Consider the following 15,694-nt stretch of genomic DNA (forward strand, 5'->3'; position numbering starts at 1 on the left):
CCTACCGTGACCCATCGATTGCTTACACAACAGTGGTTCGAGCACCAGGCCAAGGTCACCGAGGCCATCGGCCGCCCGGGCTTTGCTGCCAGCCTGTTCGCCGCACTGGGCGTGATCCATCCGATCCAGGCGACCACGGTGTATCTCTACCCGCACCACGGCATGCCCAGCGCACTGTTCGAGCAGGACGACAACGCGCCCTGGCAGCCCGAAGGCAATGTCAGCCGCTACCTGTCGGGCTTCTACCTGCTCGACCCGTTCTACGGTGCTTGCGTGGAGCAGGTCGAGTCTGGCTGCTATGGCCTGTTCGAAGTGGCGCCGGACCATTTCGAGGTGAGCGAGTACTACCAGTCGTTCTACCGCCATTCGCACCTGCAGGATGAACTGAACTACATCCTGCAGCTGCTGCCCGGGCACAGCCTGGCCGTGTCGCTGGCGTTCACCGACAAGCTCGATGGGCACAGCCGCGCGCTGTTCGGCTGCATCACGCCTTGGGTGCTGGCGGTGCTCGGCAGGCACTTCGCCGGGCTCGACAGCCGTGCCGGGCGCTTCGAGAACATCCTCGAGCAGCGTATCCATGCGGCCCTGAACAATTTTGGCAGTTCATTGCTCACCGAGCGTGAGTGCCGTATTGCCCAGCTGATCCTGCGTGGCCACTCCACCCGATCGCTGGCCGAGCGCCTGGGCGTGTCGGAAGACACCATCAAGTCGCACCGCAAGAACGTCTACGCCAAGCTCGACATCGGTACCCAGTCCGAGCTGTTTTCCCTGTTCATCGACGCCCTGGCCAATGCCCAGGGCGTGCTGGGCAAGGACCCGCTGGAAAGCTACATGGGCAAGCTGCGCTGAGCGCCGGCAGCCCTGCACCCCCACCGCAAAGGAAAACCAACAATGAATGCGCCTTTCGCCCCGCAACGCCAGACCCGCGACTACCAGGCTTCCGATGCCGCGCACCACATCCATGCCTTCCTCGACCAGAAGGCGCTGAACGCCGAAGGGCCGCGGGTGATCGTCGGCGGTGAGCGCCTGCACCTGTGGGACAGCGAGGGCAAGCGCTACCTCGACGGCATGTCCGGCCTGTGGTGCACCCAGCTCGGCTATGGCCGCCGCGACCTGACCGCCGCCGCTGCCGCGCAGATGGACCAGCTGGCCTACTACAACATGTTCTTCCACACCACCCACCCGGCGGTGATCGAACTGTCCGAACTGTTGTTCAGCCTGCTGCCGGCGCATTACAGCCACGCGATCTACACCAACTCCGGCTCCGAGGCCAACGAAGTGCTGATCCGCACCGTGCGCCGCTACTGGCAGGTGGTCGGCCAGCCGGCCAAGAAGATCATGATCGGCCGCTGGAACGGCTACCACGGCTCGACGCTGGCCGCCACGGCGTTGGGCGGCATGAAGTTCATGCACGAAATGGGCGGGCTGATCCCGGATGTGGCGCACATCGACGAACCGTACTGGTACGCCGAGGGCGGCGACCTGAGCCCGGCCGAGTTCGGCCGCCGCTGTGCCCTGCAGCTGGAAGAAAAGATCCTCGAACTGGGTGCCGAGAACGTTGCCGGTTTCATTGCCGAACCGTTCCAGGGCGCCGGCGGCATGATTTTCCCGCCGGAAAGCTACTGGCCCGAGATCCAGCGTATCTGTCGCCAGTACGATGTGCTGCTGTGCGCTGATGAAGTGATCGGCGGCTTTGGCCGCACCGGAGAATGGTTTGCCCATGAATATTTCGGCTTCCAGCCCGACACCCTGTCGATTGCCAAGGGCCTGACCAGTGGCTACGTGCCCATGGGTGGCCTGGTGCTGGGCAAGCGCATTGCCGAGGCGCTGGTGGAGCGGGGCGGTGTGTTTGCCCACGGCCTGACCTATTCCGGCCACCCGGTGGCGGCGGCGGTGGCGATCGCCAACCTGAAAGCGCTGCGTGACGAAGGCATCGTGCGCCAGGTCCGGGACGACACCGGGCCGTACCTGCAGCGCATCCTGCGCGAAGTGTTCGCCGACCACCCGTTGATCGGCCAGGTGCAGGGCGCCGGCCTGGTGGCGGCGCTGCAGTTTGCCGAGCACAAGCCGACGCGAAAGCGCTTTGCCAACGAGAACGACCTGGCCTGGCAATGCCGCACCTTCGGTTTCGAGGAGGGGGTGATCATTCGCTCGACCCTGGGCCGGATGATCATGGCCCCGGCCCTGGTCGCCAACCACAGCGAGCTGGATGAGCTGGTGGAAAAGACCCGCATCGCCGTGGACCGCACGGCGCGCCTGGTCGGCAAGTTCTGAACCGCTGGTAAGGGCAGCACATTTCCCTGTGGGAGCGGGCGAGCCCGCGCACACCGGCGAAGCCGGTGCCATTCACCGCAGCGCCTGATTCGCGGGCACGCCCGCTCCCACAGAAATTGCCTAGCCCTTGTGAAAACGCTGCTACAACCGTTACCAGGAGTACAAATGTACACCCTCGAATTCTGGCAACAACGCGCCTCGGGCCTGCATCTCCCGGCCCGGGCACTGATCGACGGCAAGCCCGTCAACGCGCAGGACGGCGCCACCTTCGCCGCCATCAACCCGGCCAGCAACGCCGTGCTGGCACAGGTCGCCGCCTGCGGCCAGGCCGAAGTGGACCTGGCCGTCGCCAGCGCCCGCCGCGCCTTCGAACACGGCCCGTGGCCGCGCATGGCTCCGGTCGAGCGCAAGAAGGTCTTGCTGCGCCTGGCCGAGCTGATCATGGCCCAGCGTGAAGAACTGGCCCTGCTGGACTCGCTGAACATGGGCAAGCCGGTCATGGACGCCTACCACATCGACGTGCCGGGCTCGGCACAGGTGTTCGCCTGGTATGGCGAGGCACTGGACAAGCTCTACGACCAGGTGGCACCCACCGCACCCAATGCGCTGGCGACCATTACCCGTGAGGCGTTGGGCGTTGTCGCCGCGGTAGTGCCGTGGAACTTCCCGCTCGACATGGCCGCGTGGAAACTCGCCCCGGCGCTGGCCGCCGGTAACAGCGTGGTGCTCAAGCCCGCCGAGCAATCACCGTTCTCGGCCCTGCGCCTGGGTGAGCTGGCATTGCAGGCCGGGGTGCCGGAAGGCGTGCTGAACGTGCTGCCGGGCCTGGGCGAGCAGGCCGGGCGGGCGCTGGGCCTGCACCCGGACGTGGATTGCCTGGTGTTCACCGGCTCCACCCAGGTGGGCAAGTACTTCATGCAGTATTCGGCGCAGTCCAACCTCAAGCAGGTATGGCTGGAGTGCGGTGGCAAGAGCCCCAACCTGGTGTTTGAAACCTGCCAGGACCTGGACCTGGCTGCGGAAAAGGCCGCGTTCGGTATCTTCTTCAACCAGGGCGAGGTGTGCTCGGCCAACTCGCGGCTGTATGTGCAGCGTTCCATCCATGACGCATTCATCGAACGCCTGCAGGCCAAGGCCCGCCAGTGGCTGCCGGGTAATCCGCTGGACCCGGCGAGCCGGGCCGGTGCGATTGTCGATGCGCAGCAGACTGGCCGGATCGAGGCGGCCATCGCCCGGGCAGGGCAGGAGGGTGCACGGCGGGTGTGTGGTGGCCGGCGCCTGACGATCGACGGTTCGGACAATTACATCGAGCCGACTATTTTCGCCGGTGTCGAGGGCCACATGAGCCTGGCACGGGAGGAGGTGTTCGGGCCGGTGCTGGCGGTCAGCGTGTTCGACACCGAGGAACAGGCCGTGCGCCTGGCCAATGACAGCATTTACGGCCTGGCGGCGTCGCTGTGGAGCGATGATTTCAACCAGGTGCACCGCGTGGCGCGGGCGCTGAAGGCCGGTACGGTGTCGGTGAACACGGTCGATGCGCTGGACGTGGCGGTGCCGTTCGGCGGTGGCAAGCAGTCCGGGTTTGGCCGCGACCTGTCGCTGCATTCGTTCGACAAGTATTCGCAGCTCAAGACCACCTGGTACCAGCTGCGCGCCTGATGCCAGTTGGCCGATCGGGCTGCCTTGCGTTCTTCGTCGGTATGCCCGCTGCCACAGGTACTGCGCCGGTTGTAGGAGCGGCTTCAGCCGCGATCACCGGCACACCGGTGCCATCCACCACGTCGCCAGCATCGCGGATAAATCCGCTCCTACAGGTGTGAACCGCGCTGGCTTCGGGTTGACGCCGTACCTGTAGGAGCGGCTTCAGCCGCGATCACCGGCACAGCCGGTGCCATCCACCACGTCGCCGGCATCGCGGATAAATCCGCTCATACATTCATGCCCTAGCTGGTTTGCTGGGCAATCAATGCCAGGCAGCGCTGCACGATCGGGCTCACGTCGCCCTTGCGCCGGCTGAGGATGATCGGGCTGACGGCGCCGCTGTCGAGCAGGGCGACGTATTCGATATCGGTGCGGTGCTGTTGTTGCACCGAGGCCGGCACCAAGGTCACGCCCACGCCAACGGCCACCAGGCCAATGGCGGTTTGCAGCTCGTTGGCCCACTGGCTGACGCGGATGCTCATGCCGTGCTGGGCGAATAGCGCCAGCACATGGTCGGCATAGCTGGGCCGGGGGTTGGCCGGGTAGAGGATGAACGCCTCGCCCGCCAGTTCGGCAAGGCTCAGCGGCACGCCCGCCAGCGGGTGGCCCTTGGGCAGCACGGCCACCAGCGGGTCTTCGCACAGCACCTGCTGCTGGATCGCCGGGTCATCGATGCGAATGCGCCCGAAGGCAATATCGATGCGCCCGCTTTTCAGCGCGTCCACCTGCTGCAGCGTGGTCATTTCGTTCAGGCCCAGCTCCAGTTCGCTGTCCTTGCGCAGTTCGCGGATCAGCTCCGGCAACACGGTATACAGGGTCGAGGGGGCGAAACCGATACCCAGCCATTGGCGCTGGCCCAGGCCGATGCGGCGGGTGTTGTCGCTGATGGTCTGCAACTGGTGCAGCACGGTGCAGCTCTGTTCGTAGAAGAAGCGGCCGGCCTCGGTCAGCCGCAGCGGGCGTTCGCGCGCCACCAGCAATGTGCCCAGTTCGTCCTCGAGCTGGCTGATCTGCCGGCTCAGCGGTGGCTGGGCAATGTGCAGCAGTTCGGCGGCACGGGTGAAATTCAGGGTCTCGGCGAGAACCTTGAAGTAACGCAGGTGGCGCAGCTCCATCAGACCTCCAGGGTATGGTGGGAGATTCATTCGATATTGGACGGCCATCAGGGTCTCGCGCAATCCTTGCACCATCAAGTAAATGCACCATTCGGGCCTGCGGCTGGCAGCCCGATATAACGGGATCTGGCAACAATGACAAGCGCGCTGATTGAACGTATAGAAGCCATTATCGTCGACCTGCCGACCATTCGCCCGCACAAGCTGGCGATGCACACCATGCAGCAGCAGACCCTGGTGGTATTGCGGCTGCGCTGCAGCGATGGCGTCGAGGGCATTGGCGAGGCCACTACCATCGGTGGCCTGGCCTACGGCTACGAAAGCCCCGAAGGCATCAAGGCCAACGTCGATGCGCACCTGGCCCCGGCGCTGGTCGGCCTGCCGGCAGACAACATCAATGCCGCCATGCTCAAGCTGGACAAGCTGGCCAAGGGCAACACGTTTGCCAAGTCGGGTATCGAGAGCGCCTTGCTCGATGCCCAGGGCAAGCGCCTGGGCCTGCCGGTCAGCGAACTGCTCGGCGGCCGCGTGCGCGACAGCCTGGAAGTGGCCTGGACCCTGGCCAGTGGCGATACCGCCCGCGACATCGCCGAAGCCCGGCACATGCTGGAAATCCGCCGGCACCGGGTGTTCAAGTTGAAGATCGGCGCCAACCCGGTGGCGCAGGACCTCAAGCATGTGCTGGCGATCAAGCGCGAACTGGGCGACAGCGCCAGCGTGCGGGTCGATGTCAACCAGTACTGGGACGAGTCCCAGGCCATCCGTGCCTGCCAGGTGCTCGGTGACAACGGCATCGACCTGATCGAGCAACCGATTTCACGTAGCAACCGCAGCGGCCAGGTGCGCCTGAACCAGCGTAGCCCGGCGCCGATCATGGCCGACGAATCGATCGAAAGCGTCGAAGACGCCTTCAGCCTGGCCGCCGACGGCGCGGCCAGCATCTTCGCCCTGAAAATCGCCAAGAACGGCGGCCCGCGCGCCGTGCTGCGCACCGCGCAAATCGCCGAGGCCGCCGGTATCGCCCTGTACGGCGGGACCATGCTCGAAGGCTCGATCGGCACCCTGGCTTCGGCCCATGCCTTCCTTACCCTGCGCCAGCTGACCTGGGGTACCGAACTGTTCGGGCCGCTGCTGCTCACCGAAGAGATCGTCAACGAGCCGCTGCAGTACCGCGACTTTCAGTTGCACATCCCTCGCACCCCAGGCTTGGGCCTGAGCCTGGACGAACAGCGCCTGGCGCGCTTCGCCCGTGCTCGCGGGTAAACCCGCTGCGACCAAGGGCTCTGCCAACCAAACGATCCAGTCATACGCAAGGAGACCTCCCCATGCTGTTCCACGTGAAGATGACCGTGAAACTGCCGGTCGACATGGACCCAGCCAAGGCTGCCCAGCTCAAGGCCGACGAAAAGGAACTGGCCCAGCGCCTGCAGCGCGAAGGTACCTGGCGCCACCTGTGGCGCATTGCCGGGCACTATGCCAACTACAGCGTGTTCGATGTAGCCAGTGTCGAAGCGCTACACGATACCCTGATGCAACTGCCACTGTTCCCCTTCATGGACATCGAGGTCGACGGCTTGTGCCGGCATCCCTCGTCGATCCGCAGCGACGACCGCTGATTCGCACCTGTGTGCCTGACAAGAACAAGATGAGGAAAGCACGATGACCACAAAGATTTCCCACACTGCCGATGTTCAAGCGTTCTTCAGCGAAGTGGCCGGCCTGGACCATGCCGCAGGCAATCCGCGCGTCAAGCAGATCATCCTGCGCGTGCTGCAGGACAGCGCCCGGCTGATCGAGGACCTGGACATCACCGAGGACGAGTTCTGGCATGCCGTGGACTACCTCAACCGCCTGGGCGGGCGCAATGAAGCCGGGCTGCTGGCGGCAGGCCTGGGCCTCGAACACTTCCTCGACCTGCTGCAGGACGCCAAGGACGCCGAGGCCGGCCTGACCGGCGGCACCCCGCGTACCATCGAGGGCCCGCTGTATGTGGCGGGCGCGCCGCTGGCGCAGGGTGAAGCGCGTATGGACGATGGCACTGACCCGGGCGTGGTGATGTTCCTCCAGGGCCAGGTATTCGGTGCCGACGGCGCGCCGCTGGCCGGTGCCACCGTTGACCTGTGGCACGCCAACACCCAGGGCACGTATTCCTACTTCGACTCCAGCCAGTCCGACTACAACCTGCGCCGGCGCATCATCACCGACGCCGAGGGCCGCTACCGCGCACGTTCCATCGTGCCCTCGGGGTATGGCTGCGACCCGCAGGGGCCGACCCAGGAATGCCTGGACCTGCTCGGCCGCCATGGCCAGCGCCCGGCGCATGTGCATTTCTTCATCTCGGCGCCCGGGCACCGCCATTTGACCACGCAGATCAACTTTGCCGGTGACCAGTACCTGTGGGATGACTTTGCCTATGCCACCCGCGACGGGTTGGTCGGCGAGCTGCGCTTTGTCGAGGATGCTGCGCAAGCCCGCGACCGCGGTGTGCAGGGCGAGCGCTTTGCCGAGCTGGCCTTCGACTTCCACCTGCAGGCGGCCAAGGCCCCGGCAGCCGAGGCGCGCAGCCATCGCCCGCGGGCATTGCAAAGCAACTGAGCCCTGCAGCGCGCCTGCAGGGGTTTTTTGCCTGGGCCTTTCCGTGCGGGGAGGGCCCGGGCTTTTTATTGCCCGAGGCGAGTAAACTGGCATCCGTCCTTTACCCGAGCCCCGCACCATGCTGCCCATCGAACTGCTGGCCACCACCGCTGACCAGGCCCTGTTGATCCGCAACCTCTACCAGTTCTACGCCTACGAGTCTTCCGACTGGGAGCAGGAAGACGTCGAGGTGGATGGCCGCTTCTACATCCATGACGAACACCTGCAACGCTACTGGCAAGCCGATGGCTGGGGCGCCTACCTGGTGCTGGCAGACGGCTTCATTGCCGGCTTCGTGCTGGTGGAGCGCAGCGAACTGGCCGCTATCCAGGCGTTCGAGCTGGCTGACCTGTTCATCCTGAAGAAATACCGCCGGCAGGGCATCGGCCGGGCGGTGGCGTTGCAGTTTCTGGGCGGCGAGGGCGATTGGCTGTTGCGCTGTTACGCCCAGGACGCGCCGGCGGTGGCCTTCTGCAACGCCGTGCTGGCCGGGCTGTCGCGTCCGGCGCAGGCGATCACCCTGGAGGACGAGCCGGACCTGCTCAGTTTCCTGGTGAGCGGCGCCCGACATTAGCCGTAGCGGCCAGGTGCAGGTACTCGCTCAGCTGTTCCAGTCCGGCGCAAACGCCGGGCTGACCAATCGTTGGTCCTTTGGCAGGCCGGCAATCGCCAAGCGGTCCTGGTCATCCAGCTGCACGTTCAGAGCTGCCAGGTTGGCCAGCTGGTTAGCGCGGCTGCTCGCCTTGGGGATCACCGCTACACCGTCCTGATCCAGCAACCATTTCAGCGCCACCTGGCTGGGTAGCACGCCATGCTTGCCGGCGATCGCCTGGATTACCGGCTGTGCCGCTGCCTGGCCGCGGGCCAGCGGGGTGTAGGCGGTGAGCAGCAGGTCGTGGCGGCGGGCATAGTCCAGCAGCGCTGGCTGGCCGAGCAGCACGTGGTACTCGACCTGGATCGCCGACAGCGGCGCACCCAGGGTTTCCAACACCTGGCGCAGCAGCCCCAGCGGGAAGTTGGCCACGCCGATGCTGCGCGCCTTGCCCTCGTCACGCAGCGCCACCAGGGTCTCGATACTGCGGGCCAGGTCGCAGTCCTTGCCAGGCCAATGGATGTGAAACAGGTCGACCTGCTCGGTGCCCAGGGCACGCAGGCTGTCTTCCAGTGACTGGCGCATGGCCTTGGGCGCCAGGCGATCCCACCACACCTTGGTGGTCAGGTGGATCTGCTCGCGTGGTACGTCGCTGTCGCGCAGGGCCTGGCCGACGGCAGCTTCGTTGTCGTAGGCGGTGGCCGTGTCGATGTGCCGATAGCCAAGTTCAAGCGCCTGGCGCACAGCGTGGGTGCACGCGCTGCCGGTCATCGGCCAGGTGCCCAGGCCGATCGCAGGCAGGTCCAGGCCGTTACCGGTGGTGAGCCTTTGCATGTAAATTCCTTGTACGGAACGAGGGGATCGCCAGCGATGGTCGGCGATCAGTACGGCACGGACCATGCGTCAGTGGCGAAAAGTGGTCGATCAGCGAACACAATCTGCAATCGGCCTGGGCAAGCGGCGCGGGAACTTCCTTATGCTGCGGTATCTCTTCTAGAATTCGCGCTGTTGCATCCGCCGGGCCCTGCCTGCGCGGCCTTCCCTGGGCGTGGCATCCAGCCGCGCCGTCATCGAGAGAGCCATGAGTTCCAGCACACCGCTGTCCGGAATCAACCAACCGCTGCGCGGCATCGCCCTGGTGGTGATGGCGACGTTCCTGTTCGCCAGTCACGATGCCCTGTCCAAGTTCCTTGGTGGCCTGTACCCGATCATCATGGTGGTGTGGGCGCGGTATGTGGTGCATACCCTGCTGATGGCCGGCATTTTCCTGCCCAAGGCAGGGCTCAACGTGCTGCGCACCCGCCGCCCACTGCTGCAGACCTTGCGTGCGTTGAGCCTGCTGAGTACCAGCCTGCTGTTTACCAGCGGCCTGCAGTACCTGCCGCTGGCCGAGGCGACTGCGGTCAACTTCCTCGCCCCGGTGCTGGTCACTGCGTTGTCGGCGCCGCTGCTCAAGGAACGGGTCACGGTGGGGCAGTGGGCCGCGGTGGTGATGGGCTTCATTGGCGTGCTGGTGGTGGTGCACCCAGGGGGGGCGATGTTCACCCCGGCTATCCTGTACCCGTTCGGTTCGGCGCTGGGCTTCTGCTTCTATCAGTTGCTGACGCGCATCCTGGCGGCACATGACAGCCCGACCACCAGCAATTTCTATGCGGGGTTGTGCAACACCTTGGCCATGAGCGCGCTGGTGCCGTTCTTCTGGGAGATGCCGCGCTGGGACCACGCATTGCTGATGCTGGCGCTGGGCGGCTTCGGCATGACCGCGCACCTGCTGCTGACCCAGGCCTTTCGCCATGCCGCGCCGGCCTTGCTGGCGCCGTTCAGCTATTGCCAGATCGTGTTTGCCGGGTTGCTGGGCCTGGTGGTCTACAGCCAGGTGCCGGATACCCTGAGCCTGGTCGGCATTGCGGTGATCTGCCTGAGTGGGCTGGGGGCGGCGTGGATGCAGCGGGGCAAGTAGCAACCCCGCGATTGCGCCGTCAGACCCGTCGCTTCAACAGCACCTGCAGCGAATCGTCAAAGTCGCGCAAGGCATCGGCCTGCACCGCGCGTTCGTCCTCGGCCACCCGCGCCACATCGCCCAGGCGCTTGTGCGACCGCCCTTCGGCGCGGCCGATGTAGGTCAGCTGGTCGTCGAAGAAGCGCGCCACCACCCGGCTTTCGATCTCGGCACTGGCCAGGCGGCTTTCGGTATCGAGCAGCACGATGACATCCGGGTGGTCGCCCAGCAGCGTGTCCAGGTCGTCATAGAAAGTCACTTCGGCGAACTGCTGCGCCAGCGAGCGTGCCAGCCAGTCGTACGCCTGGCTCTCGCTGTTCAGGGTCGCTACCGGAACCGGAATGCGCTGGCCCCGGGCCGGCGTGGTGGCCTGGGCTTGATGGCTGCCGAGGTATTCCAGGGTGGCCTCGGCGTCCCGCCCCAGCAGCACCGCCACCCGCTGGCCAGGGGCCAGGGCGACGCCGGAAAGGGCGGTGGCGGCGTAGAAGTGCCCATAGGGTTGGGTGTCGGTGCTGGCTGGGCTGGCACAGCCGCCAACGGCGGCCAGCAAGGCGAGCAGGGCAGCGATCATGCCGGTTTTCATGGGAGGCCTCATCCATCGGTGAATGCCGCTATCTTCCGCCCGAGCCAGGCGCAGCGGAACTCGATGGCATTCATGGTGGCTATCGATGAGGTCGATGGTTTACCGCGCCGCCATGAACTGCAGGATGCGCTCGCGCAACCAGCGCTCGGCCGGGTCGTTGTCCTGGGCACCGCTCCAGACCATCGACAGCTCGGCCTCGGTGATGTCGAACGGCGCCGGGTCGGCGCGCAGGCTGCCATCGTCGGCCAAGGCACAGGCGGCATAGTCCGGCACCGTGGCGATCAGTTCGGTATTGCGCAGCAAGGCGCGCAGGCTGCCGAACTGCGGCACCGCCAGCACCACCTTGCGGCAGCGGCCGATGCGCGCCAGGTCGAGGTCGATGTTGCCGCTCATGTCGCCCGAGAATGACACCATCACATGCGGTCGTGCGCAGTATTCGTCGAGGGTCAGCGGGCCCGGGCGGTCGTCGGCGCGCAATACCCGCACGCCGATGTCGCGCAGCTTGCGGCGTTTGGCGGTGGCCGGCAGGTCGGTGGTGTAGCTCACCCCGACCGAAATCTCGCCGCTGGCCAGCAGCCCCGGCATCAGCAGGAAGTTGGCCCGCCGCACCACCACGCTGAGGTTCGGGGCTTCTTCGCGCAGGGCCTGGAGCAGGGCCGGGAACAGCCCGAATTCGGCATCGTCCGACAACCCCAGGCGGAACACGTTGCAACTGCTGGCCGGGTCGAACTCCCGGGCGCGGCTGATGGCAGCGGAAATCACGTCCATGGCCGGCCCCAGCTCGGCGAAGATCTGCATGGCCCTTGGCGTGGGCTCCATGGCCCGGCCATTGCGGATCAGCAGCGGGTCGTCGAACAGCTCGCGCAGGCGCGCGAGCGCGGCACTGACGGTGGGCTGGGTAATGAACAGCTTTTCGCCGACGCGGGTCAGGTTGCGTTCGATCATCAGGGCTTCGAACAACACCAGCAGGTTCATGTCGACGCGGCGCAGGTCGTTGCGGTTCATGGGGCTCGGGTTCCGGAACAGGGGGGTTGGCGCTGTAGTGAAGCATGTTGCCGGGGGTTGTGCCTTGTAGGGATGTGCGCAGGGCGTTCGGCATACAACCTGGGTGCGCGTTTCATTGCTCACGCCAGCCGGGCAAGCGCTTCTCCATGGGTTGATAGACCATCCCGGCAAACGCATTCACCGCGCCTGCCAGGGTGAAACCGTAGTGTTGGTAGGCAGGTACCGAAGGCAGTGATGCCCTGACGGTCACGACCTCGGCCCTGGCGTGTTCCAGCGCTGCGTTCATCAGGCGCGCGCCGATGCCCTGGCGTTGCCAGCGGGGGGCGATGAACAGCATGGCGATATGGCAGCCTTGCTTGAGTTCGACCAGGCCCACCATGGCGCCATCCACCACCCCGACCAGTATCAGGTTGTCGCCTTGCATGCGTTCGGCAAACGCGTCGGCCGCTGCCACCCTGGCAAACGTTGCCACACCCTGCGCTGGCAGCGTGGGCGCGACGGCCTGGGTGAAAGCATCCAGGCACAGGGCACTGGCGTGGGGCAGATCATCGTGGGTCAGTGGGCGTATCTGCATGGCATCATCCTTGTCTGCACGTGCAGTTCTCCAGTTTGCCCAGCAGGACGCCGTTGCCACAATTGGAACCGGCGCTGCACGGGCGCCAGGCATCGACTTCCTTGGCCGACAGGGTTAGCCTCGCGCCATGTTCAGCCAATAGAAAAACCATCGCCATGCCTGCAGGTTACCCCGGGTTGCCTTCGCTCAATGCGCTACGCGTGTTCGAAGTGGTGGCGCGCCACTTGAACTTCCGCCTGGCGGCCGAAGAGCTTGGCGTGACCCAGGCGGCTGTCGCCCAGCAGGTGCGCGGGCTGGAGGCCAGCCTGCAGGTGCGCCTGTTCGAGCGCCTGCCGCGCGGCCTTGGCCTGACCGATGCCGGGCACGCCTACAGCACCAGCGTGCGCAGCGCCCTGGCGATGATCGACGAAGCCACGCGGCTGTTGCGCCCGGCGCCGTCCCAGCTCACCGTCAGCGTGACGCCAACCTTTGCCTCGAAATGGCTGATCCCCAGGCTCGGGCACTTTGCCGAGCGCCACCCCGAGATTGACCTGCGGGTACTGGCGACCGACCGGCTTTCCCACTTTCATACCGACGGTGTGGACCTGGCCGTGCGTTATGGCCAGCCGCCATTTGCGCCGGGGCTGAACGCTGAATTGCTGATGGCCCCCACAGTCGTCGCGGTGGCCAGCCCCGGGTTGCTGGCCGAAATGGGGCGGCCCGGCGATTTCGCCGCCTTGCAGCGTTATGTGGCATTGCACGATGCGCACAACTTCTGGCCGCAGTTCTACGCAGCAGTGTTCCCAGGCCATTCGCCGGCCAGCGCCCGCACCGTGCGCTTCAACCAGACTTCACTGGCCATCGAAGCCGCGATTGGCGGGCAGGGCATCGCCCTGGCCAGCCAGGCCTTCGTCAGCGACGACCTGGCTGCCGGGCGCCTGGTGCAGGTGTTCCCCCAGCAATTGCGGCTGGACAAGGCGTTTTACCTGGTATGGCCGCGCAAGCGGCAGGCGCCGGCGACCCTGCAGCTTGTCAGGGCGTGGTTGCAGGCTCAGGCAGGCGATAGGAAATCTATCGTCTAGGCGAAGCCGGGCTGCCTCCCTCGCTGCCAGCGTGGCTGCTAGTGTGAATGCACTTGCAAACACAGTGCTGGATTAGCGAAGGAGGCAACATGTCAGAAGCAAAAGTGGCCATCATCACCGCCGGTGGCAGCGGCATGGGCGCCGCAGCGGCACGCCGCCTGGCCGCCGACGGTTTCAAGGTCGGTATCCTGTCGTCCTCGGGCAAGGGCGAGGCGCTGGCCAGGGAACTGGGCGGTATCGGCGTCACCGGTAGCAACCAGTCGGTTGCCGACCTGCAGCGCCTGGTCGATGCCGTGGTCGGGCAGTGGGGGCGCGTCGACGTGCTGGTCAACAGTGCCGGCCACGGCCCTCGCGCGCCGATCCTGCAGATCAGCGACGAAGACTGGCACAAGGGCATGGACACCTACCTGCTCAATGTCATCCGCCCGGCCCGCCTGGTGACGCCGATCATGCAACGGCAGAAGGGTGGCAGCATCATCAACATCTCCACCGCCTGGGCCTTCGAACCCAACGAGATGTTCCCCACCTCGGCGGTGTTCCGTTCCGGCCTGGCCGCGTTCAGCAAGATCTTCGCCGACACCTACGCGGCCGACAACGTGCGTATCAACAACGTTCTGCCTGGCTGGATCGACAGCCTGCCGGCCACCGAGCAGCGCCGTGACAGCGTACCGCTCAAGCGCTATGGCTCCAGCGAGGAGATTGCCGCCACCATTGCCTTCCTGGCCAGCGCCGGGGCTGCCTATATCACCGGGCAGAACATCAGGGTCGATGGTGGCCTGACGCGGAGTGTCTAGGTCGCCGTCAGTGCGCCGCTGTCGGCAGCATGCCTGAGCGCCGGGCGTTGTGTGCGGCCTCTATCAATTGCTGGTTGCGACTGCGTAACGCGTGGTTGGCGCCGACCCGCAGGTTGGAGCGCAGCGCCAAGGTTTCGGCCTGTTCGAATTGCCCTTGCTGAAGGCGCAGCACGCCCAGGTAGTGCAAGGTTGCCGGGTTGTTCGGCTGGATCTGCAGCGCGCGCTCCAGGGTGGCTGCCGCCTGGTCCAGCAGGCCTTCGGCATACTGCTGCGAAGCCGTTTCGATCAGCACGGTCGAGGCATTGTTGCTACGTGCCGGTGCGGAGCGCTCGCCGGCCAGTGCAGCGGGTGCGGTGATGGCGCTTAATAATAACAGCAAGGCCGACAGAGCAAGTGTATTGGGCATCAGTAGTGGTCTCGACCCGGCCCTGGCGGTTGTGCGAGCCGTGCAGCGAGCGAAATGTTGTCGGGGGGAGGAGAGGATGGCGTTGGTCGGGCGGCTCACGGCTTGAGATTCATCTGCACGCTTCAGCAGCTGGTTGCTGCTGAAGCGTGCAGGCTTTCAGCCGTGCCCGACGAAGTCGCTGCTACGGTTCAGCGATCGTTCTTCGAAGAGTTTCGGGTTGCGCCGCTCAGCCCTTTGGTGTTGTGGTCACCCGGGGTAGTGGCGGAGATCGCCGTCGATTTCGCCAGGCCGCGGGTGTCCTTGGATTGGGCAACACCGGAGGTGGTAGTGCCGTGGCCGTTGTCGCTGTTGCGCGAGCTGCCGTAGTGGTTGCCGCTCAAGCCATGGTCGCGCGTGGCCTTGCCGGCGTGATCATCGCTGAGGCCCATGCCATTGCCCGTGTGGCTACCTTTGCCAGCGCCCTGACCACCACCCAGCCCGCCGCCATGGCCGGCCCCGCCGCCATGACCGCCGCCACCACCGTGGCCACCGCCACCGCCACCGCCACCGCCACCGCCACCGCCTTTGGCATACGCCGAGGCAATCGGTGAAACATCGGCTGGCAACAAGGCAGTTGCGCCGAACGCAAAGGCACAAGTAAAGAGGGCTACCAGGGTTTTTCTCATGTTTGTTCGCCTCCAGAAGGCGCAGGGGTGCTTGGTAGCCAATACGACATTGGGTTCGGTTTCGAGTTCCGCTGACCCGACAGAATACGCATGGATCCAATCCCTGAACATCACCCGCCCAGGATCCCTTTGCGGCCACGCTCCAGCCAAAAAAGGAAGCGTAAAGACGGGCTGATCGGCAGGCGTGCAGAGGCCGGAAGTTGCATGGCAATAAAGTTTCGATGAACTAACCTCAGTACAGCTGCACATCGCCCGCCGGCGCAACTTGCTGCCGAACTGCCTTTGCCGATA

17 protein-coding genes are annotated in these 15,694 nt (G+C 65.5%); 10 read left to right on the forward strand and 7 right to left on the reverse strand.

From position 1 onward, the window contains the following. Positions 1-6 precede the first annotated feature (6 nt). The 3 genes from HG549_RS10725 to HG549_RS10735 all read left to right on the forward strand — a co-directional run bounded on the left by HG549_RS10725 (position 7) and on the right by HG549_RS10735 (position 3,933). Positions 7-849: a helix-turn-helix transcriptional regulator gene (locus HG549_RS10725; protein ID WP_170029470.1), complete on the forward strand. Its 843-nt coding sequence runs from the start codon at positions 7-9 to the stop codon at positions 847-849. Positions 850-891: 42 nt separating this feature from the next. Next, positions 892-2,274: an aspartate aminotransferase family protein gene (locus HG549_RS10730; protein ID WP_170029471.1), complete on the forward strand. Its 1,383-nt coding sequence runs from the start codon at positions 892-894 to the stop codon at positions 2,272-2,274. 165 nt (positions 2,275-2,439) lie between these two features. Beyond that, complete coding sequence (locus HG549_RS10735; protein ID WP_170029472.1) at positions 2,440-3,933, forward strand: aldehyde dehydrogenase; 1,494 nt, start codon at positions 2,440-2,442, stop codon at positions 3,931-3,933. A gap of 284 nt (positions 3,934-4,217) precedes the next feature. Here the strand turns inward: HG549_RS10735 and HG549_RS10740 are convergent, their stop codons facing one another. Then, positions 4,218-5,090, reverse strand: coding sequence for a LysR family transcriptional regulator (locus HG549_RS10740; protein WP_170029473.1), 873 nt, complete (start codon positions 5,088-5,090; stop codon positions 4,218-4,220). 135 nt (positions 5,091-5,225) lie between these two features. Here HG549_RS10740 and HG549_RS10745 point away from each other — a divergent pair, with 135 nt between their 5' ends. The 4 genes from HG549_RS10745 to HG549_RS10760 all read left to right on the forward strand — a co-directional run bounded on the left by HG549_RS10745 (position 5,226) and on the right by HG549_RS10760 (position 8,298). Beyond that, complete coding sequence (locus HG549_RS10745) at positions 5,226-6,353, forward strand: muconate cycloisomerase family protein (RefSeq protein WP_170029474.1); 1,128 nt, start codon at positions 5,226-5,228, stop codon at positions 6,351-6,353. Positions 6,354-6,415: 62 nt separating this feature from the next. Beyond that, positions 6,416-6,706 (forward strand): muconolactone Delta-isomerase, encoded by a 291-nt coding sequence (catC, locus tag HG549_RS10750; RefSeq protein ID WP_170029475.1) that lies wholly within the window; start codon positions 6,416-6,418, stop codon positions 6,704-6,706. A 43-nt stretch (positions 6,707-6,749) separates the two neighbouring features. Next, entirely contained in the window at positions 6,750-7,685 is a 936-nt protein-coding gene (gene catA / locus HG549_RS10755) for a catechol 1,2-dioxygenase (RefSeq protein ID WP_170029476.1), read from the forward strand. A 118-nt stretch (positions 7,686-7,803) separates the two neighbouring features. Further along, on the forward strand, positions 7,804-8,298 hold the full coding sequence (locus tag HG549_RS10760) for a GNAT family N-acetyltransferase (RefSeq protein WP_170029477.1): 495 nt from the start codon (positions 7,804-7,806) through the stop codon (positions 8,296-8,298). Positions 8,299-8,325: 27 nt separating this feature from the next. On the opposite strand, the gene HG549_RS10765 is transcribed toward HG549_RS10760, so the two are convergent. Further along, positions 8,326-9,150: an aldo/keto reductase gene (locus tag HG549_RS10765; RefSeq protein WP_170029478.1), complete on the reverse strand. Its 825-nt coding sequence runs from the start codon at positions 9,148-9,150 to the stop codon at positions 8,326-8,328. Positions 9,151-9,397: 247 nt separating this feature from the next. On the opposite strand from HG549_RS10765, the gene HG549_RS10770 reads away from it, so the two are divergent. Further along, positions 9,398-10,276 (forward strand): DMT family transporter, encoded by an 879-nt coding sequence (locus HG549_RS10770; protein WP_170029479.1) that lies wholly within the window; start codon positions 9,398-9,400, stop codon positions 10,274-10,276. Positions 10,277-10,295: 19 nt separating this feature from the next. Here HG549_RS10770 and HG549_RS10775 read toward each other — a convergent pair whose 3' ends face one another. The 3 genes from HG549_RS10775 to HG549_RS10785 all read right to left on the reverse strand — a co-directional run bounded on the left by HG549_RS10775 (position 10,296) and on the right by HG549_RS10785 (position 12,477). Next, on the reverse strand, positions 10,296-10,898 hold the full coding sequence (locus HG549_RS10775) for a hypothetical protein (protein ID WP_170029480.1): 603 nt from the start codon (positions 10,896-10,898) through the stop codon (positions 10,296-10,298). A gap of 99 nt (positions 10,899-10,997) precedes the next feature. Then, positions 10,998-11,903: a LysR family transcriptional regulator gene (locus HG549_RS10780; RefSeq protein WP_170029481.1), complete on the reverse strand. Its 906-nt coding sequence runs from the start codon at positions 11,901-11,903 to the stop codon at positions 10,998-11,000. Between the two features lie 112 nt (positions 11,904-12,015). Next, a complete protein-coding gene (locus HG549_RS10785) occupies positions 12,016-12,477 on the reverse strand; it encodes a GNAT family N-acetyltransferase (RefSeq protein ID WP_170029482.1) in 462 nt (153 codons plus the stop codon). A 155-nt stretch (positions 12,478-12,632) separates the two neighbouring features. Here HG549_RS10785 and HG549_RS10790 point away from each other — a divergent pair, with 155 nt between their 5' ends. Then, the gene (locus HG549_RS10790; protein ID WP_170029483.1) at positions 12,633-13,538 is read left to right on the forward strand and encodes a LysR substrate-binding domain-containing protein; all 906 of its coding nucleotides are present in this window, start codon (positions 12,633-12,635) and stop codon (positions 13,536-13,538) included. A gap of 89 nt (positions 13,539-13,627) precedes the next feature. After that, entirely contained in the window at positions 13,628-14,332 is a 705-nt protein-coding gene (locus tag HG549_RS10795) for an SDR family oxidoreductase (protein ID WP_170029484.1), read from the forward strand. A gap of 7 nt (positions 14,333-14,339) precedes the next feature. On the opposite strand, the gene HG549_RS10800 is transcribed toward HG549_RS10795, so the two are convergent. After that, positions 14,340-14,738 carry a tetratricopeptide repeat protein gene (locus tag HG549_RS10800; RefSeq protein ID WP_170029485.1) on the reverse strand — a complete coding sequence of 133 codons (399 nt, stop codon included), beginning with the start codon at positions 14,736-14,738 and terminating at the stop codon, positions 14,340-14,342. 188 nt (positions 14,739-14,926) lie between these two features. After that, positions 14,927-15,403 carry a hypothetical protein gene (locus tag HG549_RS25890; protein ID WP_178118819.1) on the reverse strand — a complete coding sequence of 159 codons (477 nt, stop codon included), beginning with the start codon at positions 15,401-15,403 and terminating at the stop codon, positions 14,927-14,929. Positions 15,404-15,694: the final 291 nt, after the last annotated feature.

Origin of the sequence: Pseudomonas sp. SK (genome assembly GCF_012975065.1) — a bacterium.
GTDB classification, from domain to species: Bacteria; Pseudomonadota; Gammaproteobacteria; order Pseudomonadales; family Pseudomonadaceae; genus Aquipseudomonas; species Aquipseudomonas anuradhapurensis.

Bases quoted from the DNA above. Each gene is read 5' to 3' on its own strand.
- HG549_RS10730 (WP_170029471.1), top strand. From the start codon at position 892: ATGAATGCGCCTTTCGCCCCGCAACGCCAGACCCGCGACTACCAGGCT.
- HG549_RS10735 (WP_170029472.1), top strand. From the start codon at position 2,440: ATGTACACCCTCGAATTCTGGCAACAACGCGCCTCGGGCCTGCATCTC.
- HG549_RS10740 (WP_170029473.1), bottom strand. From the start codon at position 5,090: ATGGAGCTGCGCCACCTGCGTTACTTCAAGGTTCTCGCCGAGACCCTG.
- HG549_RS10745 (WP_170029474.1), top strand. From the start codon at position 5,226: ATGACAAGCGCGCTGATTGAACGTATAGAAGCCATTATCGTCGACCTG.
- catC (WP_170029475.1), top strand. From the start codon at position 6,416: ATGCTGTTCCACGTGAAGATGACCGTGAAACTGCCGGTCGACATGGAC.
- catA (WP_170029476.1), top strand. From the start codon at position 6,750: ATGACCACAAAGATTTCCCACACTGCCGATGTTCAAGCGTTCTTCAGC.
- HG549_RS10760 (WP_170029477.1), top strand. From the start codon at position 7,804: ATGCTGCCCATCGAACTGCTGGCCACCACCGCTGACCAGGCCCTGTTG.
- HG549_RS10765 (WP_170029478.1), bottom strand. From the start codon at position 9,150: ATGCAAAGGCTCACCACCGGTAACGGCCTGGACCTGCCTGCGATCGGC.
- HG549_RS10770 (WP_170029479.1), top strand. From the start codon at position 9,398: ATGAGTTCCAGCACACCGCTGTCCGGAATCAACCAACCGCTGCGCGGC.
- HG549_RS10775 (WP_170029480.1), bottom strand. From the start codon at position 10,898: ATGAAAACCGGCATGATCGCTGCCCTGCTCGCCTTGCTGGCCGCCGTT.
- HG549_RS10780 (WP_170029481.1), bottom strand. From the start codon at position 11,903: ATGAACCGCAACGACCTGCGCCGCGTCGACATGAACCTGCTGGTGTTG.
- HG549_RS10785 (WP_170029482.1), bottom strand. From the start codon at position 12,477: ATGCAGATACGCCCACTGACCCACGATGATCTGCCCCACGCCAGTGCC.
- HG549_RS10790 (WP_170029483.1), top strand. From the start codon at position 12,633: ATGCCTGCAGGTTACCCCGGGTTGCCTTCGCTCAATGCGCTACGCGTG.
- HG549_RS10795 (WP_170029484.1), top strand. From the start codon at position 13,628: ATGTCAGAAGCAAAAGTGGCCATCATCACCGCCGGTGGCAGCGGCATG.
- HG549_RS10800 (WP_170029485.1), bottom strand. From the start codon at position 14,738: ATGCCCAATACACTTGCTCTGTCGGCCTTGCTGTTATTATTAAGCGCC.
- HG549_RS25890 (WP_178118819.1), bottom strand. From the start codon at position 15,403: ATGAGAAAAACCCTGGTAGCCCTCTTTACTTGTGCCTTTGCGTTCGGC.